Origin of the sequence: Kangiella sp. TOML190, from assembly GCF_023706045.1 — a bacterium.
Lineage (GTDB): Bacteria > Pseudomonadota > Gammaproteobacteria > Enterobacterales > Kangiellaceae > Kangiella.
This window is the reverse complement of the sequence record NZ_BQYL01000001.1, coordinates 473,091-491,856: the sequence shown is the minus strand read 5'-3', so window position 1 is coordinate 491,856 and position 18,766 is coordinate 473,091. Positions and strand designations below refer to the sequence as shown.

The following is an 18,766-nucleotide window of genomic DNA, read 5'->3' as shown; positions in this document are numbered from 1 at the left end:
TTTACCCGTCATTACGAGGAGTAGCTCGCTACGACGCGGTAATCTTATACCAGCAATATGGAACCTTTAATAAGCATCATACAAACCTTTGGAGATTGAGACCGCAGGGAATATCTTTATATGCCACGCTTACCGACGTAAGCTCGCAATGACGCACTATTGATTAGATTGTCGAGCCATTGCTGCCAATAGCTTGCAATACCAGAATTAAAAAAGGTGTTGCAAGCAACACCTTTATTCAGTGCCTTGCGCTAGAGGACTGCTTTGTAGGGAATGGTTAAATCGTAAAAGAACTGCCGCAGCCGCAGGTGGATTTGGCCATGGGGTTATTGATCAGAAAGCGCGAGCCCTGCAAGCCTTCGGTATAGTCGATTTCCGAGCCCATTAGGTATTGATAGCTTAGATGGTCGATTAGGACCTTGACCCCACCTTGCTCAATCAACATATCGTTTTCTTTTTGTTGTTCGTCGAAGCTAAAGCCGTACTGAAAGCCCGAGCAGCCGCCGCCCGTCACGAAAACGCGCAGTTTTAGCTCGAAATTCTCTTCTTCTTCGATAAGGGTGCGCACCTTGTCGGTGGCCGCCTGAGTGACGCTGATGTTCATAAATAGGATCTGTGCACAATCAATGCTGATATTATAAACCAATATGCGGCTTGGCGACCATCTTTTCAAGTGTTGGGCTTCAATCAAGGACTTTTGTCGCTGATCGCCAGTGGCATTATTCGTGATCTTGGTGAGGAACTAATCAGCAACAATGCCCGAGGATTTGGCAACATTATATTCTTTATTGTCGGTTTCGGTTGGCACTTCATCCACAGCGGCTGTTTCCGTTTGGTGTTCTAGCTGGGCAGATTCACCCATGGCAACCATTTTACCATTCACTTCGGAGCCTGCGTTCATCTCGATGACTTTATAGTAGAGATCGCCTTTGACGCGAGCGCCGGGTTTGAGTTCAACTTTTTCAGCAGCATGCACATCGCCATGTACTTGGCCAAAAATAATCACATAGGGTGCATACACATTGCCATGAATATCACCATTAAGACCTATCGAAACAATGGCTTCTTGGCTGTTATCGCTACGAATATCACCCACGATATCGCCATCAACAAACAAGTTGCCTTTAATTTGAAAATGGCCTTCAACCTTGGTGTTTTTGGCGATGATAGTATCGATTTGGTTGGTTTTTTTCTTGCCCCACATTAGCTTTCGCTGCCTCCAGTTTGTTCATTGTTTTGTTGTGCATTTTGCTCGCTGTTGTCGGATTTTGCACGATTAGCATTAGTTTCGACTGTTGTTGTCCAGTTAAAATCTTGTAAAATTGATTTGCCGCCCTTGCCAGCACTAGTTACTGTCACCCGAATAAATTTCGGATAAAAGTTGTCCGGTAGCTTGAATTGTCCTGCTAGATTTTGCATATATTGAAAGCGGAACTTGCGATCTTTAGCAGTTAAGCTCTCCAGTTCATCAAAACTGATTTCTTTGAGCTGCCCAACGTTCTCGCTGTTGCTGTCGCCAGCGACTTCACCAGTTGTTTCTCCCACTAAAGTTAATTCATAGCTACCGCGAATTTGCGCCGTTTGTTGTTTGGCTTGGATCAAAATTAAGCGGTAGTTGTATTGGTTATTGTTCACCGGCTCCCAAGCAAAGCTGGCGATTTGTAGGCCAGATTCAACCGAGTTCGGATCGAAAATTCGTTGATAGGCTTCAGTTTCTTTTTTGCGGTTATTCAGTTGCAATTCCAGCGCCATGGTGTGTTTGCGCAATTCGGTATTGACTTGTTTTTCAACTTCATACTGCTGCTGCCAACGCACAGCGCTGGCGTTAGATTCTTTTAGGCTTGCTTGCAGCTGATTAAGCTGCTGTTCAGCGGTTTCTGAAAAGTCGTAACGCTTTAGGTTGAGCCAATAACCAAAGCCAGTGGCAACCCCTAAAATAGCGATCAGCAATAGGCTCATGGCCCAGTACCACTGGCTACTTTTGCGTTTTCGGATCACATAATCGGGTTTATGGGTGTCTTGATTCATAAAAGATTGAAATAATTTGTTCTTGCAGTCACATTTACTTATTATGTAACTAATTGAATGTAATGGCGAATTTATTAATTGTTAATGCCTAAGGCCATTATAACCATTCTTTAATTTGGTATTGTATCAACACTGTCAGATTGCTCATTAGAGCAAAAAATACTAACCAAGGGAATTGGCTTAACAGCAAGCTGTGACACATGACATTAATTGACCGATTACGATTGAAACTGGGCGGTTTTGATGCGCTAGCATTAATGGCCGTGATCGGCTTGATTTGTGGCATATTAGCAGGCGGTTCTAATGTCTTATTTCGGTTATTTACCGAATCAGGCTTGGTGCTGTGGGCGCCGGATGTGCTTGCTAGTGAAAATCAAGAACAAGACTTTGAAGGAGTCAGTTGGCAGTTTCGCTTACTGCTGCCCACCATTGGGGGTCTAGTGGTTGGCTTGGTGTTGCAAAGGTTAGCGCCGGAAACGCGTCAAGTGGGCGTTTCTCATGTGTTGGAGCGGCTTAATTATCATCAGGGCAATTTGCCGGTCAAAAATGCAGTCACTCAGTTTATTGTCGGTGGCATGACCATTGCTTCAGGCCAATCGGTAGGGCGCGAAGGTCCTGGCATTCATCTGGGCTCTACTTCGGGTTCTTGGCTCGGTCGCAAATTAAAATTGCCCAATAACAGCACTCGCATTTTAGTCGGCTGTGGTTGCGCCGCGGCTATTTCAGCCAGTTTTAACACTCCTTTGGCGGGAGTCGTGTTTGCGATGGAAATTATCGTGATGGAATATGCCGTGGCGAGCTTTATTCCGATCATTTTGGCGGCGGTTGCAGGCGCTGTGATGACCCAATGGGTGTTTGGCAGCGATCCGGCTTTTGACGTGCCGTCCCATTTGGACGTTCAGTCTTTGTGGGAAATGCCCTACTTCCTTTTGCTGGGAGTGATTGGCGGTTGCGTAGCCAGCGCCTTTATTTTTCTTACTCGGCGAGTGGCCAGAGCCAGTCGCAAGTGGCCAGTTTGGCTAAAAACCTTTATCGCCGGCAGCAGCGTCGGCGTAATTGCTATTGGTATCCCTGAAGTAATGGGGATTGGCTATGATACGGTCAATGGCGCGATTCATAACGAGTTATTTTTAAAAGTGCTGCTTTTTGCTTTGGTGGGTAAGTTTATCGCAACCATCATCTGTTCGGGCTTGTCATTGCCTGGCGGCGTGATAGGTCCAACCTTGTTTATGGGCGCGATGTTGGGCGGAGTGTTGGGTAATATTGGTGGTAATGTTTTTCCGGATCATTCCAGCTTTGAAGGCTTTTATGCCATCATCGGCATGGCGACTTTGATGAGCGCGGTGTTGCAGGCACCCTTAGCGGCGTTGATGGCGTTATTAGAGTTGACTAACAATCCGAATATTATTTTACCCGGAATGTTTTCTATTGTTGTTGCCAATATGGTGGTGACGCAGGTGTTTAAGCAACGAGCCTTTTGGGAAACCCAAATGGGCGATCGCGGCTTGGAGATTAAGGTTAGTCCAATCAAGCAGGTGCTGCGTAGTATTGGTGTCGCTGGGGTGATGGAGCGTAAAACGGTGGTGTCGGAGCGCTTTAACAATCCGATTAATTTGGAATTGCTGCTAAAAGACAACCCGCGTTGGGTGTTGGTCAAAGAGCAGGATCAGATAATGTCGCTGATGGTGGCGAGTGATCTGGCGCGTTATTTGCTTGAACTAGCGCCTGCGAGTGAAGATGCTGATAGTGGTGATGAAAATAATGAGGCAACTGAGCAAGAAGGCGGAGCGATCGAGGAAGCCAAAGAAGAGCACCTTATTGACCTGATGAAAATACCCGCTAACCGACAAGATGTGATTTCAATCAACTTGCAAGCGACGCTAGAGGAGACTTTCGACAAAATGGAGCAGCGAAAAATAACCGCGGCTTATGTCTATCGTCTCACAGCTGACGATCAAGAACGTATCTATGGAGTCTTAACTCGCGATATGATTACTGACCAATACATTTTTGCTAAGCGTGATTCGAGTCGCTTGGAAACGGCTTAAAATTGGAAGGATATTAAATGCTGTGGGTTAAAACATTTCATTTGGTTTTTATGGTTAGTTGGTTCGCTGGCATATTTTATTTACCCCGAATTTTCGTCAATTTAGCCATGACTGAAAACGATGGCGCCTTCAACCAACTTAATACGATGGCGCAAAAACTGTATCGTTTTATCACTCCTTTTATGGTGTTGACGGTGGTTTTTGGTGCTTGGCTGACAACTTATAACTGGCCTTATTTCAAAACTGCAGGCTGGTTTCACGGCAAAGTATTTTTAGTGGTATTGCTGGTGATTTACCACTTTATTTGTGGCCATTTTCAAAAACAATTTGCTGATGGCCGCTGCGAAAAAAGCCACGTTTTTTTTCGCTGGTTTAACGAGTTCCCGGTTTTAATTCTGGTTGGAATTATGATCTTGGTGGTGGTAAAACCGTTCTAAAATTTCGAACAACTAACGATCTTTTGGTTCGATGGTTTTAAGCTTCAAAAGCAAGCTTTGATGTTTATCTAACTCAACCGGCTTATACACTTTTTCCCTCGACGCAGGGTATTGCTGCAAACTAACGCCAGCAATGTGTTCTTGGCTGGGTCGGATAGGCCTTGAACAAAAGCCACCGCCACAATTCGGACAGACATTGGCTAAAATATTGTCAACGCAGTCTCGACAAAAAGTACATTCAAAACTACAAATCATCGCCTCGGTTGAATCCGCGGCTAAAATTTTATCGCAATGCTCGCAAGAGGGCTTGAGTTTTAACATTTAAAACTACTCATAATAATTTAGATTATAAACTACCTATCCTAGAGTATGTTTTAAGTTCTCGCCAGTTTATTAGGGTTTTTGTTCGGATGAAGAAACTGAGTACCAATTAATTTTGCGTGTTAGATACATCACAGCTGCCAAGAACAGCCATATTCCAATTGCGCCCATCAATAGAGAGGTTTGTTTAGCTCGTACCATTATGTAGATGAAGCCATAAAGTAGTGCAAATAATACCGCTGTGTAAAAGCCGCGTTTGCGTTGCCCCAACACTACAGAGCAATAACCAGAAATGAGTAAGATGATGGCTAATGCAGAAACTAAAAATGCCCAAGCGAAGCGTAAATACTCAGAAAGTGCTAATAGCAGTAAGAAAAATATACTTAAAGCAAATCCTATTAATAAGTACTGGAAGGGATGCAACTTGAGCTTGAAAAACATCTCTGCCAAGAAAAAGCCCGCAAATGTTAGTAGCATGATCAAAAGCCCATATTTAACAGTACGCTCATTGACTTGATAAATATTTGCAGGGATGATTATTTTGACGCCAAATATTGATTTGGTGTTATTGAGATTATAGTCTTTATCCCCTTTGAGCACGCGGCCAAAATTATGGTTAAGCTCATTCACTTGCCACAAGGCTTCAAAGCCCTGTTCGTTTATAGTGCGTTTCTCCGGAAGAAAGTTGCCGACAAAAGACGGCGAAGGCCAGTTCGAGCTGATGGTAACTTGTGATTGTCCAGCTAGCGGTAGTAAATCAAACTGTTCTGAACCTGATAAGGTAAGTTCAACATGATAATTGAGTCTATGAGTTCGCTGAATTTTATCTAAGCGAATACTTAGACCTGTGAGTCCTCTTAATTTCTGTTGCTGCTGGGCAACGGTTACAGGTTGGTTGTTGATCAGCAGTTTATCGATACTTTTTAAACCGCGCATTTCCTTTATTGGCAAAAATAGTTGCTGCATTGACCAATCATCGTGTTGCCCGAGGTGTAAGTCTGGTTCGACTTCAATAGCTCCTGATAAGATAACTTTAGAAGTAAAAACTGGTACTTCGTAGATACCTAAATAACGTTTATTGGCCACCAGATTGATATCCCCTAAAAACTCCTCACTCAAGATATGGCTATTATATTCGTAACTGACAAGATTGTGTTGACCGCCGTTATCTTTGACCTTGACGCTTTTCTTATATTGTACCGCTAGTATCGGAGCGCCAATATGCTGAGAGCCGCCCCAGCGTTGGCTAATATCCTGCTGAGCCTGAGTTTGCATGGATTGTCTTTCATAAATCAGTCCTTCGACATAAGCCATTGGGATCTGCAGCAGCAGCAATAAAAATGCTATCACTGCTAATTTGAATGAAATACTGTGTGAAAATCTTTGTTTAATCGTTTGGATATCAGTCATCATTCTCTCCTAGAAATTATGAGCAACAGGTTATTGTTCTAGGAAAGAATTTTAGAAAATGACTATGACGGTTTAATTGTTCAATTATGGCGAATTATGAACTTTGCTTATGTGTTGTCACGAGGTTTAAAGTCTAACACTGTGGCGTTGATACAGTAGCGCGGTAGGCCATTAGGGCCATCATCAAAAACGTGGCCTAAATGAATCCCAGTAGATTTAGAGCGTATTTCGGTGCGAACCATGTTGTAGCTGGTGTCCAAGTGCTCGGTGACCGCATTATCAACCGGTTTGGTAAAAGATAACCAGCCTGTTCCAGAGTCGAAGCGATCTCGGGTATCGAATAAAGCGGCGCCGCTGAGTTTGTCAGTAAAAACCCCGTCTGGGGTGTTTTTAAAAATCTCGTATTGCTTGCAGAAACGACCGTCTGTTCCTTGTTGGAAAGCGACTTTATAGGCTTCTGAATCACCCAGTTTGAAAGCGCCGAGTAGTTTATAAAACTCTTCAGGGTTTAAGTAACCTTGATGGGCAAATACCTCTTTGCCGTTGTCTAAAAAGATAATGGTGGGCGTAGCCCAAGTTTCGGTATTGATGTTGAGTCCAGCTAGCTGTGAGGCGTAGCGGTAAGTTAAGGCAATCGATCCTTGATAGTCATTAGCAACATCTTGCTTAAATTTTTCGCAATAGGGGCAGTAGTTTTCTGAATCGATGACCAGGATCTGTTTGCCATGTTGCAAAGCAGAATTATCAACCTTGGCCTCTGTTTGAGAGCGATCAAATTTAACTCCGGTGGAATGATCGGGACAATAGCCATTAGGATTTTTTTGCAAATAATCTTGGTGGTACTCTTCGGCGGCGTGGAATCTATCCAGCGGCTTGACGATAGTGGCGATTTGGCCATAACCTGCTTGGCTTAGTAAGGGTTGATACTCTGCAATCAAACGCTTGGCAATGGCGGTTTGTTCAGCGCTATTAGTTAAAATAGTCGAGCGGTACTGAGTACCAATATCATTGCCTTGGCGATTAATTTGGGTCGGATCATGCGCTTCAAAATAATCCTTAAGGATGGTTTCCAGCTTAATTTGTTGCGGATTAAAAGTGACCTTAACCACTTCCGCATAGTTGTCAGGATTATTTTTATTTTTTCGCTTGATGATCTCCTGATAACTGGCGGCAAAACCACGCCCATCGGCATAACCTGAAACTGCATCGACCACGCCATCCAGCGCTTCTAAGCGCTTTTCAGCCCCCCAAAAACAGCCTTCACCCAATACAATCGAATCGAGTTGCTTGGTAGCAGCCATTTTTTGCTGAGTGTTATCGGATTTAAGCGCCACGGTTTTAGCCAGCAATGGATTGTCAGCAGACGGCTTGGGGTTATTGGCGAGCGCAAAAATGCCAATAAAGATTAGCGCAACAGTAGCAATGGAAGTGATAAATTTCAGCATTGGCTTATCTCTTGTCTATGGTTATCAGTTAAATTGTTCCCTATGAGTACCCATTAGATACTGGCAAGCTGAAAAAGTTACAAGGTTAAGCTAGAATTAGCTTGGTTCACTAGGCAATTCTTCCAAAACAACCGCAGTTCCAAAAGCCAACAATTCAGCTGCCATCGAAGCGACCATGGAGGTAGAAAAACGCGCTCCAATAACCGCATTGGCTCCTAACATTTTGGCTTCTTCGCACATTCTATCAATCGCTTGTTCACGGCTTTCCGCCATTAGTTTGGTGTATTCCATCACCTCGCCACCGACTAGGTTGCGTAAACCGGCCAGAATATCTTTTCCCACATGCCGCGAGCGCACCGAATTGCCACGCACCAAGCCAATGACTTTGACCACTTTATAATTGGGAACCTGTTCTAAAGTAAACACTTGGACATCTGCGATCATAATTTAACGTTCCTATATTTGTCGGTTTTGCGCGCTATTAAGCGCTGGCGTAAGACGCTAATGAATAATAACAAAGCGCCAGCTTCGATTAATAAAATTAAGGTTTTCATGGAGAACAAAGAGAAGCTGCCTACAGTAAAAACCGTATAGAGGTGGTAAATAAAAAGTATCGCCAAAGGGATGATGAGTAACACCCAGCCGACGATGGATATTTTTTTTGCAGTCGGATCTTGTAGGATTTTTTCCATTTTTTGTTCCTCACATTCTGGGTATTCGAGTCCACTGATTGATTCTTTGATGGCTTTTAAGTCTTGATAAACCGCTTGGCAGTTGACACAAGTCTCGAGATGGACGCGAACCAGTTGGTTTTGTTGTTGAGTTAGCTCATTATCGAGATAACCGCTAATAAGCTCTTGAGTTTTATGACACAGTTTCATGGTGAACCTCTTGAATCTGCTGCTGTTCGATAAGTATTTGTCGTAACGCGAGCCGCGCGCGGTGCAAACGAGACATTACCGTTCCTTTAGCAATTGCTAAAATATCGGCTATTTCAGTGTAGGAAGTTTGGTGATAATCGCGCAGCACAATAATTTCTCGGTGCTGCGGCGCCAGTTGTTGCAGGGCTGCGGCTAAGCGCTGTTTAAGTTGATCATTTTCCAGTTTATGCTCGGGTGAAACATCGGTAATAACCTCTGTCTCTGCGATTGTTTGGTAGCGAGAGCGCTCACGCAGTTTATCGATAGCACCATTGCGAACCACACGATAAAGCCATTTCTGCAAATCAACCCCACCTTGCGGTGCGCTGGGGTGGCTTAAAACTTTTACCACGCTGGCCTGCACCAAGTCTTCGGCATCACTGAGATTGCCCAGCATTTGCTTAGCAAAAATCAATGCTTTATGGCTAAAAGTTAGCAGTTCTTGCGATTGACTCGGAGTCACTTTAGCTCCCGATAGTTTGGATTTCATTGAATTAACGTAGCCAACTAAGTTTTATTCCTTTTTTATTGGTGGGTTTTATTTTGAGGAGCGTTAGCCCAGAATCAAGGACAAAAAAAGCGGCATTAGCCGCTTTAATGATTAAAATATCGAGCCTTCTTGCTCTTCCTCAAGATTTAGAGGATCTTCCGATTCTGGATCAAGTACATCGTAAATGGCATCGAGTCCATCGTTGGTATTAGCGATTTCAGTTGGTACATTGTCGTCACGGAAAAACTCGAAAATACCATTGGTTTGGCCGATGGCGGCAAGTTTTCCAGTCTTTGGATCGATTTTGGCGGTAACCAAACCCGGCGGCTGAGTAATGGCTTTTTCAGGAGCGCCCTCAAGCACTCGCTCCATAAACTCTGCCCAAATTGGCATGGCAGCTTTACCACCGTATTCGAATTTACCGAGCCCTCGTCGATGATCGGAAAAACCTACCCATGCTGAGGCTACCAGTTCGCTGTTGTAGCCTGAGAACCAGGCGTCTTTATAATCGTTGGCGGTGCCGGTTTTGCCCGCTAGGTCGTTACGCTTAAGTAAATCGCTATTGCGACGTTTTAGCGGCGTGTAACCAGTTCCGCTTTTAATCACATCTTTCATCATGTCATAAATCACAAAGGCATCGCGCGGATCCATAACTAGCGGCGCCATCTGCTCTTCAGGTACTGGTAGGGTCAAGTCTTCAGGAGTTTGATTTGAGGCGGTAGTTCTCAATCGATGCTCAATAATAAGCTGCTCACACTCCTTACAAACCACTTTGGGTGACGCTTGATACAAAACTTCGCCATCGGAAGACTTCACTTCGCTGATAAAATAAGGATCTACTTGATAGCCGCCATTAGCTAAGACCGCATAAGCCATTGCTATTTCTAGCGGGGTAAAGCTGGCCGCACCCAAAGCGAGTGATTGATAAGGATCCATATGCTCATCGGGCAAGCCCAGTTTGGCTAGATACTTTTCGGCATAATCAGCGCCAATAGAATCGATTAAGCGAATTGAAATGGTATTGATGGAGCGCTTTAGTCCAATTCTGAGGCGAGTTGGGCCATTGTATTTTAAATTATCATTTTGCGGACGCCAAATCTCGTCGATGGCTTTATTGACCTTTATAAAAGGTGCGTCATTAACCAAGCTGGCCGGAGTAAAGCCTTTATTCAAGGCCGCTGCGTAAATAAAAGGTTTGATAACCGAACCTGGTTGGCGTCGAGCCTGAGTCACCAAATTAAATTTATTGGAAAGATAATCAAAGCCGCCGACCAAAGCGCTGATGGCACCGTCTTTTGGATCAAGCGCGACAAAACCGGCCGAGGCTTCCGGTACTTGGCTCAGTTGCCATTGATGCTCTGCAACAAGATTCCCCTCTTTATCCGTCTCAGGGCCAAGATCAATAATTCGGATCAAGCTGCCAACACTGACAATTTCATCTGCTTTTTTGGGTTTATAACCAATGCGATCATCACTGATAAACTTGGCGGCCCATTTTAAACCATCCCAATCGATAACTTGTGTTTCTAATTGCGCATTAAGGACTTCGATGGACTTTTCGTTAACCTTAGTCACAATTGCTGCTTCTAAACCACCGATAGAAGGAGTCGACTCTAGCAGCGTAGTAAGCGCTTCCTCATCAGTTGGGTCGAAGTCTTCAATTTGCATTTCAGGGCCTTTATAGCCATGACGCCTGTCATAAGCTAAGAGCCCTTTTTTCAAGCCTATATTGGCGGCAATTTGCTGCTTGGAATCCAGCGTAGTGTAAATTTCCAACCCTTCGGTATAGGCTTTTTCACGACCAAAACGCTCGATGGTATCTAAACGTGCCATTTCCGCGACATAGGGTGCGTCCAAATCCAGATCCGCAGTATGCTTTTTGGCGGATAAAGGCGTATCTATAGCATCATCATACTGCTGTTGATCGATGTAACCCTCTGATAACATTCGACTTAATACCAAATTACGACGACCAACGGCGCGTTCGGGATTAGAAATAGGGTTGTAGGCCGATTCACCTTTTAACAGGCCTGCCATCATTGCCGATTGGGGTAAATCCAACTCTGTAATGTCTTTGCCGTAATAGACTTGCGCTGCCGCACCGAGGCCATAGGCGCGGTGGCTAAAGTGAACTTTGTTAGTATAAAGCTCAAGAATGTCATCTTTTGACAATTCTTGTTCCATGCGTAATGCCAAAAATATCTCAATTAGCTTTCTTTTAAGGCTTTTTTCGCGAGTTAGGAACATATTTCGCGCGGTCTGCATGGTTAGAGTACTGGCGCCTTCGGTGGCTTCTTGAGTGGTTAGAGCGACTTTGATTACCCGCAGTATGCCGAAAATATCAACCCCAGAATGCTCTCTAAACCGTTGATCTTCCGTAGCAATTAGCGCATTAATAAAGTCCTGCGGTACTTGCTCAAGGGTCACTGGAATACGTCGCACGTCACCAAATTCGCCAATCAATTTGTGGTCTTTGGTGTAAATTCGCATCGGCGTTTGCAGCTGAATATTTTTTAACGAATCGATCGCTGGGATTTGTGGTGCCGAGAAAAGATAGGCGCCTAAAACGATCATAACACCAAATATTGTGAGTAAGCTCACAAAAAAGGCGATTTTCTTCAATATGTTGATGGCAATTTTCATAAAAAGAATTAGTGTGGTTGCTCGAATGGGGATTCCTTACACAAGCCAAGTATACCTTTTTTTAAAAAAAGGGCTGAATTTTTTTGTAAATCAGTGTAAATATAGTATCTTAGAGACATTAGTTAAGAAAAAAGTTTAACTTATTAACCAATAACAAGTTTGATTTTTGGGTGATAAGCGCTAGTATAGGCTTGCGATAAGGAAATTAATGAACCACACAATAAAAGAGGCATAGGAATTATGGTTCTGGGGTTATTTCAAAATAAACAGGTACCGGTAGTCGGTATCGACATCAGTTCCACTGCAGTCAAGGTTCTTCAGCTCGGTAAAGTTGGGAATCGATATAGGGTTGACCGATACGCAGTAGAACCACTTCCACAAGGCGCCGTTGTTGAGCGCGACATCAGAGACACTGAAGCGGTTGGTAATGCCATTAAAAAAGCAGTGCAAAAAGCTCGCGCTACTACCAAGTATGCAGCGGTTGCGGTATCTGGCTCCGCAGTAATTACTCGCTCCATCCAAATGGAAAAAGGTTTGGATGATGAGGAAATGGAAGATCGCATCCGTATCGAAGCGGATCAATATATCCCCTATCCGTTGGAAGAGGTCAATTTAGACTTTCAGGTGTTGGGCGATTCTGTTTCTGGCGAGAATATGGTGGATGTGCTGTTGGCGGCATCACGCAGTACCAACGTGGATTCGCGGGTCGAAGCACTCGAAGATGCAGACTTAGTACCAAAAATTGTCGATATCGAGGCTTACGCCATCGAACGCGCTTATCAGTTGACCAAAAAGAAAACGGTTGAGCATATCGAAAATTCGGTAGTGGCGATCATTGACATTGGCGCGACCATTACCAGTCTAAACGTACTGCAAAATGGTCAGGTGATTTATAACCGCGAACAACTGTTTGGCGGTAACCAGCTGACCGAAGAAATTCAAAGTCGTTACGGCCTTTCTTATCAAGAAGCGGGTTTAGCCAAGAAACAAGGCAGCTTACCTGACGATTATGAATCTGAAATTTTAGTACCTTTTGCTGAAATCATTACGCAGCAAGTGGGTCGTGCCTTGCAATTTTTCTTCTCAGCCAGTGAGTTTAATTCGGTCAATGAGATTATTCTGGCCGGCGGTTGTGCTTCTATTAACGGCTTGGACATGATGATTCAAGAACATTTAGGAACCCCAACTCGGGTCGCGAATCCTTTTGCGGAAATGTCCATCTCTTCGCATGTGAATACGCAAGCGCTCAGCTCGGATGCGCCAGCGATGATGATCAGTTGCGGACTTGCACTAAGGAGTTTTGACTAATGGCTTTGATTAACTTACTTGATTGGCGTGAAGAAGCACGCCAACAGCGTCAAAAAGAGTTCTTTATTACTCTAGGCCTTATGGCTTTATTGGCAGTAGCAATTATGGCGTTGGTTTATTGGATCATGAACAATAAAATCGCAGGCCAAGAAGAGCGTAACCAATACTTGACTACCGAAATTCGCCAGCTTGATCGACAGATTAAAGAAATTGATGAGATCGAGAAAAAATTGGCAGAGTTGGAACAACAGATGGAAGTCATTCAAAACTTACAACGCAGCCGCCCAGAAGTGGTTCGTTTGTTTGATGAGTTAGTCCGCTCTGTTCCAGAAGGTATTCACCTGAACAGCCTTGAGCGCAAAAATGATCAAAATCTTACGTTTGTAGGTCGTGGTGAAACTAATACCCGAATTTCTGAATTTATGCGCAAGATGAATTCTTCCGAGCGCTTAAAGTACAAAGACTTAAAAGAAGTTGAAAAAGAACGTAAAGGAGTGCCAGCGCAAGTGTTTGTACTAGAAGCGCTACAAGTCATTCCGGGCGCTACGCCAGCGGAAGATAGTAACAATCAGGGAGGGGCTAAATAATGGCTGATATGAGTAAATATCAAGACATCAATAATATTGGCAATTGGCCTTGGCCTGGCAAAATCGTGGTCATCATTATCGTGATGCTGGCAGTGTTTGGCTTAGGCTATTACTTTTTTACCAGTGACCAGATTGAAGAGCTTAAGGCAAAAGAGCGTATCGAGCGCGATAAGCTAGGTGAGTTTAGCACTAAGTATAAAAAAGCGGCGAACCTTGAGCTATATCGAATTCAAATGGAAGAAATGCAAGGTATCTTTAATGACTTATTAGAGCGCTTGCCAAAAAGTACAGAGATTCCAGGTTTATTGGATGAAATTTCTTACGCCGCTTCGGGTGCCGGAATCGACTTAATTTCCCACTCCTATCAAACCGAAGTGCCAAAAGAGTTCTACAAAGAAAAGCCAATTTCTATTTTAGCAAGTGGTAGCTACCACCAAATTGCTGATTTTGTTAGTCGAATCTCCAGCTTACCAAGAATTGTAACTTTGCATGATTTTAAAATCGAGCCAGCCAAGGATGCTAAAAAAGGTTTCGATGAAGGTGAGAATGAAGTGCTGAGCTTTTCGGTTTTAGCGAAAACTTATCGTTATGAACCTCAGGATCAATAAGGTGGCTAATGATATGAAAAAAATAAAGACAATGATCAGTTTGAGCTTGATGACCTTAGCTTTAAGCGCCTGTCAAGGTAATGGCTTGAGTGAGCTACAGCAGGAAGTTCAAAAAATTAAAGATTCAACACCGACGGGAATTAAAGAATTACCTCCGGTCATTCCTTACGAGCCTTTTACCTACAGTGCGGTCGATTTACGCAGTCCTTTTGCTGAATTGGATCCCGAGTTTGAAACTCGTTTATTGCAAATCGAAGAAGGCTGCGAAACTGATATCCAGCCGGATCCGAATCGCCGCAAGTTTGATTTAGAGCGCTTTGGGTTGGATGCTTTGCAGTATGTGGGGTTAATTTCTAATAAACGCGAGCATCGAGGTTTGATTAAAATCGAGTCGGGTGACAGTGCTGGAGTGATTCAGCCGATTCATGTAGGCGAATACATTGGTTTGAACGATGGTAAGGTGCTTAAGATTGATAACGATCAGATTACTATCGAAGCCATAGTTCCGAACTCAAAAGGATGTTGGGAAAAACGTCCGCAATACTTGGTCTTAGGACAGTAGGGGGGCAGATAATGAAACAATCAAATACAAGGAATTCACAGCTACACTTGGGTAAAAAAATTATGTCGACAAAAGGTTTTCTCAATAAATGTTCAATAACGATGGTAGCCTTACTAGCATCTTGGGGTGTAAATGCTAGTCAGTTACAGGCAATTGATTATCAAGTGCTACCGGGTGATAAGGTTCAGTTGCGTTTTGAATACAGTTCAGCGCCGCCAAGTCCGCAAGAGTTTACCACTGCCAATCCGGCTAGAATTTCGATGGACTTTGATGGAGTCGACTCTGGCTTAAGCTATAAAACTAAAGCAATCGATGTCGGGGTTTTAAACTCAGTAACCGCGCTTGAAGCGGGCGATAAAACTCGAGTGATTATCAATCTTGAGCAGATGGTGAGTTATAACAGTCGTATTCAAGGTAATGACTTTTTTGTGACGTTGAGTAACGCTGGTTCCGGCTCTGCTTCTAGCGGTAATGTAGCTGCAAGCCTACCCAGAAGTTCCGCTAGCAGCGATTATGATATTGCCAGTATTGATTTTCGCCGCGGTACGGAAGGCGAAGGGCGAGTGTTAGTTAATTTAGGAAGCCCTAATGTATCGGTGGATTTGCGTCAAGAAGGACGTAATGTGATTGCCGACTTTATTGATACGGACATTGATCCGAACTTTATTCGTCGACTAGATGTTGTGGATTTTGGCACTCCGGCGCAGATTATTGAAACCAGCAGCCGTGGCAATACGGTTCGTTTAGTGGTTAAAGCTAATGATAACTTTGATTACTTGGCTTACCAAGCTGATGATCAATACACCATCGAGTTAAAGCCATTAACCAAAGCTGAAATCGAACGTCGCGAGCGTGAGAAGCCTAAGTATTCGGGTGATCGTTTAACCTTGCAATTCCAGGATATGGATCTGAAAGCGATTTTACACACGCTTGGTGATTTTGCTGGCTTAAATATCGTAATTAGTGATGATGTTCAAGGTTCAATGGCACTTAATCTGGTGAATGTTCCTTGGGATCAGGCGCTGGATATTATTCTTAAATCGAAAGGTTTAGGCAAACGCCAAGAAGGCAACGTAATTATGATTGCGCCTGCCGATGTGATAGCAGCGCGTGAAGAGCAAGAGTTAGAGGCTCTAAAGCAGGTCGAAGAGTTGGCACCGCTAAGAACCGAGATTATCCAAGTTAATTATGGTAAAGCGGTAGAATTTGCTTCTTTACTTAAACCTTCTAATCTACAGACCAGTTCTGGTGATGGCACGACTAGCGCAGATCAAACGGTTGGTATTTTATCGGATCGTGGGGCTGTTTCTGTTGACGTCAGAACCAATAGCCTTATTGTTAAAGACGTACCTAGCAAATTAGAAGATGCTAGACGTTTAGTCGAACAATTGGATATTCCTGTTCAGCAAGTGCTGATTGAAGCAAGAATTGTTACGGCGGATGATGGCTTCTCGCGAGATATTGGTGCTCGAGTCGGGGTGACTGATATCTTTAACTCTGATGAAGCATCTGTTTCCGGTACTTTAGATGGTGCTGTCATTAATAACCCTGGCATTATTGTAGAGGGCCTAGATCCTAATAGCATTGGCAGTATTGATGACCGATTAAATGTCAACCTGCCTGTGGCTAACCCGGCTGGTTCTTTAGGCTTGTCCTTCTTTAGATTAGCCGAAGGTTTGATTCTTGATTTAGAAATTTCAGCGCTAGAATCTGAAAATCGTGGTGAGGTAGTTGCCAGCCCGAAAGTGATTACTGCCAATCAGCAGGAAGCCTTTATCAAGGCGGGTGAGGAAATCCCATACCAGCAAAACTCTGGTGGTTCAGGCGGCCTAGGCGGTAATGTAACCGTAGAGTTTAAAGAAGCAGTACTTGAGTTGCGAGTTACTCCACAAATCACTCCTGATGGAAGAGTGAACCTCAATCTTGCCATAAAACAGGATACTCGTGGTGAAACTATTGCATTCCAAGGTGAAGGTAACGTGGGCGCCCCTGCGATTAATACTCAGGAAATAGGTACAACGGTTCTGGTTAATAATGGTGAGACCATTGTTCTGGGTGGTATCTTCCAGCATAGAACTCAGCATACTGAGACAAAAGTTCCGCTGTTGGGTGATATTCCTTTTATGGGCTGGTTGTTTAGAAGCACCGAGCGTTTTGACAATAAGCAAGAGCTGTTAATTTTCGTCACTCCAAAAATATTGAATAACGACTTGAAATTATAAGTTTCATACCCAATTAGCTAAAACCTAGGTATAATCCGTATGCCTAGGTTTTTGGCTTTTTAATATCAGAAAATCAAGAGTAAGAATAATTCATGAAAGGTAAGCGCAACATCTTTTTAGTCGGCCCTATGGGGGCTGGCAAAACCACCATTGGCAAGCAACTGGCAGAAATTCTAAAACTCGAGTTTATTGATAGCGATCATGAGCTTGAAAAGCGAACCGGTGCGCCTATTGATTGGATTTTTGATATTGAAGGCGAAGATGGTTTTCGTAAGCGTGAAGAAGCCATCATAGAAGAGTTAACGCAAATGCAAGGCGTGGTATTGGCAACTGGCGGTGGCGCAATTGTTTCTGATAAAAGTCGTAACTTTTTGGCTGCTCGTGGTGTGGTGGTCTATCTTGAAACTTCAATTGAGCAGCAACTGGAAAGAACCCGTCGTGATAAAAGACGTCCTTTGATCCAAAATGATAATCCAAAGGAAGTGCTAGAGAGTTTGATGACGGAAAGGGAAACGCTTTATACTGAGATTGCCGATCTTACAGTGCCGACTAATATTAGTTCGGTAAAATCCGTAGCGAAACAAATTGTTGAGCTAATGGATCAAAGTATCTAACTAGACAGAACAAGCTACGGGCGATAACTTATTGAAAAACCTACAACTATCGCTATCAGCTAAACCACATCATTACCAAATCCAGATTGGCGAAGGCACTCTCTCTTCGCCGAGTAACTTTAAAGATCTTCCTTTTGCCCATAAAGTGGTGATCATTACCAATAAAAGTTTGGCACCCCTCTACTTGGATTCACTAAAACACTCATTACAGACTGCCAATCCGCAGTTAACGATTATTGATTTTGTTTTAGAAGATGGTGAATCTTATAAATCTTTTGACAGTTTCCAAAAAATTCAAAGTTTTTTACTGCAAGAGCAACTTAAAAGAAACGATGGACTAATAGCACTGGGCGGCGGTGTTATTGGCGATATTACCGGTTTTTGCGCGGCCACCTACCAACGAGGCATAGCATTTGTTCAGATCCCAACCAGCCTACTGGCCATGGTTGATTCTTCAATCGGAGGCAAGACAGCAATTAACCATCCGCTTGGTAAAAATATGATTGGCGCCTTCCATCAACCGCATAAAGTTGTGATTGATATCCATTGTCTACGAAGTTTACCGCGGCGAGAGTTTGCAGCCGGAATGGCGGAGATTGTTAAAGCCGCTATAATTGATTCGACTGATTTTTTTAATTGGCTTGAATCAAATGTTGAAGATATCAAAAGCTTCAATCCTGACTTTCTGATCAAGATGATTGAGCAGGCTTGCGTTATCAAGGCAAAGATCGTGCAGCAGGATGAAACAGAGCAAGGAGTACGAGCCTTGTTAAATTTGGGGCACAGTTTTGGTCATGCGATCGAGAAAACTCTGGGATATGGACAGATGTTGCATGGCGAAGCCGTTGCGATTGGTATGGTGTTAGCGAGTAGGTTAAGCCAGAAACTCAATCTGTTAACTGCAGCCCAAGCCGAGCGCGTGAGCCAGTTGCTAGCAGCGTTTGAGTTGCCTATTCGACTTCCTAAGGATCTTGATGTTAATGCAATGGTAGCAGCGATGGGGTTAGACAAAAAAAACTTGAGCAAGAATCCGCGTTTGATTTTGCCAAAAAAAATAGGACAGGTTATGATTAGCGAAAAGACGAGTTATAGGGAGTTGGCGGACTTTTTAAGCCAACAATAA

The 18,766-nt window shown here is 43.6% G+C and carries 19 protein-coding genes; 9 read left to right on the top strand and 10 right to left on the bottom strand.

Translation table 11 applies throughout. The features are described from left to right. Positions 1-277: 277 nt before the first annotated feature. The 3 genes from erpA to NFS34_RS02310 form a co-directional block, all read right to left on the bottom strand. A complete protein-coding gene (gene erpA / locus NFS34_RS02320) occupies positions 278-604 on the bottom strand; it encodes an iron-sulfur cluster insertion protein ErpA (protein ID WP_251358243.1) in 327 nt (108 codons plus the stop codon). A gap of 138 nt (positions 605-742) precedes the next feature. Further along, complete coding sequence (locus tag NFS34_RS02315; protein WP_251358242.1) at positions 743-1,204, bottom strand: polymer-forming cytoskeletal protein; 462 nt, start codon at positions 1,202-1,204, stop codon at positions 743-745. Beyond that, positions 1,204-2,028: a DUF6776 family protein gene (locus NFS34_RS02310; protein WP_251358240.1), complete on the bottom strand. Its 825-nt coding sequence runs from the start codon at positions 2,026-2,028 to the stop codon at positions 1,204-1,206. The genes NFS34_RS02315 and NFS34_RS02310 overlap by 1 nt, the downstream gene beginning before the upstream one ends. A 200-nt stretch (positions 2,029-2,228) precedes the next feature. Between NFS34_RS02310 and NFS34_RS02305 the strand changes: the two genes are divergently transcribed. Next, the gene (locus NFS34_RS02305) at positions 2,229-4,076 is read left to right on the top strand and encodes a chloride channel protein (protein ID WP_251358239.1); all 1,848 of its coding nucleotides are present in this window, start codon (positions 2,229-2,231) and stop codon (positions 4,074-4,076) included. Between the two features lie 17 nt (positions 4,077-4,093). Further along, positions 4,094-4,513 (top strand): CopD family protein, encoded by a 420-nt coding sequence (locus NFS34_RS02300; RefSeq protein ID WP_285834439.1) that lies wholly within the window; start codon positions 4,094-4,096, stop codon positions 4,511-4,513. A gap of 12 nt (positions 4,514-4,525) precedes the next feature. Here the strand turns inward: NFS34_RS02300 and NFS34_RS02295 are convergent, their stop codons facing one another. The 7 genes from NFS34_RS02295 to NFS34_RS02265 all read right to left on the bottom strand — a co-directional run bounded on the left by NFS34_RS02295 (position 4,526) and on the right by NFS34_RS02265 (position 11,721). After that, positions 4,526-4,834, bottom strand: coding sequence for a DUF1272 domain-containing protein (locus NFS34_RS02295; RefSeq protein WP_251358238.1), 309 nt, complete (start codon positions 4,832-4,834; stop codon positions 4,526-4,528). A gap of 72 nt (positions 4,835-4,906) precedes the next feature. Further along, on the bottom strand, positions 4,907-6,244 hold the full coding sequence (creD, locus tag NFS34_RS02290) for a cell envelope integrity protein CreD (RefSeq protein WP_251358237.1): 1,338 nt from the start codon (positions 6,242-6,244) through the stop codon (positions 4,907-4,909). A gap of 107 nt (positions 6,245-6,351) precedes the next feature. Next, positions 6,352-7,689, bottom strand: coding sequence for a peptide-methionine (S)-S-oxide reductase MsrA (msrA, locus tag NFS34_RS02285; RefSeq protein ID WP_251358236.1), 1,338 nt, complete (start codon positions 7,687-7,689; stop codon positions 6,352-6,354). A 96-nt stretch (positions 7,690-7,785) separates the two neighbouring features. After that, positions 7,786-8,133, bottom strand: coding sequence for a YbjQ family protein (locus NFS34_RS02280; protein WP_251358233.1), 348 nt, complete (start codon positions 8,131-8,133; stop codon positions 7,786-7,788). Continuing rightward, positions 8,130-8,570: an anti-sigma factor gene (locus NFS34_RS02275; RefSeq protein WP_251358231.1), complete on the bottom strand. Its 441-nt coding sequence runs from the start codon at positions 8,568-8,570 to the stop codon at positions 8,130-8,132. The genes NFS34_RS02280 and NFS34_RS02275 overlap by 4 nt, the downstream gene beginning before the upstream one ends. Then, the gene (locus NFS34_RS02270; RefSeq protein WP_251358230.1) at positions 8,554-9,099 is read right to left on the bottom strand and encodes an RNA polymerase sigma factor; all 546 of its coding nucleotides are present in this window, start codon (positions 9,097-9,099) and stop codon (positions 8,554-8,556) included. Before NFS34_RS02270 ends, NFS34_RS02275 begins: the two co-directional genes overlap by 17 nt. Positions 9,100-9,210: 111 nt before the next feature. Continuing rightward, the gene (locus NFS34_RS02265; RefSeq protein ID WP_251358229.1) at positions 9,211-11,721 is read right to left on the bottom strand and encodes a penicillin-binding protein 1A; all 2,511 of its coding nucleotides are present in this window, start codon (positions 11,719-11,721) and stop codon (positions 9,211-9,213) included. Between the two features lie 261 nt (positions 11,722-11,982). Here NFS34_RS02265 and NFS34_RS02260 point away from each other — a divergent pair, with 261 nt between their 5' ends. The 7 genes from NFS34_RS02260 (at position 11,983) to aroB (ending at position 18,766) form a co-directional block, all read left to right on the top strand. Continuing rightward, positions 11,983-13,050 (top strand): pilus assembly protein PilM, encoded by a 1,068-nt coding sequence (locus tag NFS34_RS02260; protein WP_251358228.1) that lies wholly within the window; start codon positions 11,983-11,985, stop codon positions 13,048-13,050. Continuing rightward, positions 13,050-13,637 (top strand): PilN domain-containing protein, encoded by a 588-nt coding sequence (locus tag NFS34_RS02255; protein ID WP_251358227.1) that lies wholly within the window; start codon positions 13,050-13,052, stop codon positions 13,635-13,637. Before NFS34_RS02260 ends, NFS34_RS02255 begins: the two co-directional genes overlap by 1 nt. Then, positions 13,637-14,245 (top strand): type 4a pilus biogenesis protein PilO, encoded by a 609-nt coding sequence (locus NFS34_RS02250; RefSeq protein WP_251358225.1) that lies wholly within the window; start codon positions 13,637-13,639, stop codon positions 14,243-14,245. The genes NFS34_RS02255 and NFS34_RS02250 overlap by 1 nt, the downstream gene beginning before the upstream one ends. Positions 14,246-14,258: 13 nt before the next feature. Beyond that, a complete protein-coding gene (locus NFS34_RS02245; RefSeq protein WP_251358224.1) occupies positions 14,259-14,807 on the top strand; it encodes a pilus assembly protein PilP in 549 nt (182 codons plus the stop codon). A gap of 11 nt (positions 14,808-14,818) precedes the next feature. Next, a complete protein-coding gene (pilQ, locus tag NFS34_RS02240) occupies positions 14,819-17,029 on the top strand; it encodes a type IV pilus secretin PilQ (protein ID WP_251358223.1) in 2,211 nt (736 codons plus the stop codon). 92 nt (positions 17,030-17,121) lie between these two features. After that, positions 17,122-17,643 carry a shikimate kinase AroK gene (gene aroK / locus NFS34_RS02235; protein WP_251358222.1) on the top strand — a complete coding sequence of 174 codons (522 nt, stop codon included), beginning with the start codon at positions 17,122-17,124 and terminating at the stop codon, positions 17,641-17,643. Positions 17,644-17,674: 31 nt separating this feature from the next. Continuing rightward, the gene (aroB, locus tag NFS34_RS02230; protein WP_251358216.1) at positions 17,675-18,766 is read left to right on the top strand and encodes a 3-dehydroquinate synthase; all 1,092 of its coding nucleotides are present in this window, start codon (positions 17,675-17,677) and stop codon (positions 18,764-18,766) included.

Excerpts from the sequence above, each read along its gene's own strand:
- erpA (WP_251358243.1), bottom strand. The coding sequence starts at position 604 with ATGAACATCAGCGTCACTCAGGCGGCCACCGACAAGGTGCGCACCCTT.
- NFS34_RS02315 (WP_251358242.1), bottom strand. The coding sequence starts at position 1,204 with ATGTGGGGCAAGAAAAAAACCAACCAAATCGATACTATCATCGCCAAA.
- NFS34_RS02310 (WP_251358240.1), bottom strand. The coding sequence starts at position 2,028 with ATGAATCAAGACACCCATAAACCCGATTATGTGATCCGAAAACGCAAA.
- NFS34_RS02305 (WP_251358239.1), top strand. The coding sequence starts at position 2,229 with ATGACATTAATTGACCGATTACGATTGAAACTGGGCGGTTTTGATGCG.
- NFS34_RS02300 (WP_285834439.1), top strand. The coding sequence starts at position 4,094 with ATGCTGTGGGTTAAAACATTTCATTTGGTTTTTATGGTTAGTTGGTTC.
- NFS34_RS02295 (WP_251358238.1), bottom strand. The coding sequence starts at position 4,834 with ATGTTAAAACTCAAGCCCTCTTGCGAGCATTGCGATAAAATTTTAGCC.
- creD (WP_251358237.1), bottom strand. The coding sequence starts at position 6,244 with ATGACTGATATCCAAACGATTAAACAAAGATTTTCACACAGTATTTCA.
- msrA (WP_251358236.1), bottom strand. The coding sequence starts at position 7,689 with ATGCTGAAATTTATCACTTCCATTGCTACTGTTGCGCTAATCTTTATT.
- NFS34_RS02280 (WP_251358233.1), bottom strand. The coding sequence starts at position 8,133 with ATGATCGCAGATGTCCAAGTGTTTACTTTAGAACAGGTTCCCAATTAT.
- NFS34_RS02275 (WP_251358231.1), bottom strand. The coding sequence starts at position 8,570 with ATGAAACTGTGTCATAAAACTCAAGAGCTTATTAGCGGTTATCTCGAT.
- NFS34_RS02270 (WP_251358230.1), bottom strand. The coding sequence starts at position 9,099 with ATGAAATCCAAACTATCGGGAGCTAAAGTGACTCCGAGTCAATCGCAA.
- NFS34_RS02260 (WP_251358228.1), top strand. The coding sequence starts at position 11,983 with ATGGTTCTGGGGTTATTTCAAAATAAACAGGTACCGGTAGTCGGTATC.
- NFS34_RS02255 (WP_251358227.1), top strand. The coding sequence starts at position 13,050 with ATGGCTTTGATTAACTTACTTGATTGGCGTGAAGAAGCACGCCAACAG.
- NFS34_RS02250 (WP_251358225.1), top strand. The coding sequence starts at position 13,637 with ATGGCTGATATGAGTAAATATCAAGACATCAATAATATTGGCAATTGG.
- NFS34_RS02245 (WP_251358224.1), top strand. The coding sequence starts at position 14,259 with ATGAAAAAAATAAAGACAATGATCAGTTTGAGCTTGATGACCTTAGCT.
- pilQ (WP_251358223.1), top strand. The coding sequence starts at position 14,819 with ATGAAACAATCAAATACAAGGAATTCACAGCTACACTTGGGTAAAAAA.
- aroK (WP_251358222.1), top strand. The coding sequence starts at position 17,122 with ATGAAAGGTAAGCGCAACATCTTTTTAGTCGGCCCTATGGGGGCTGGC.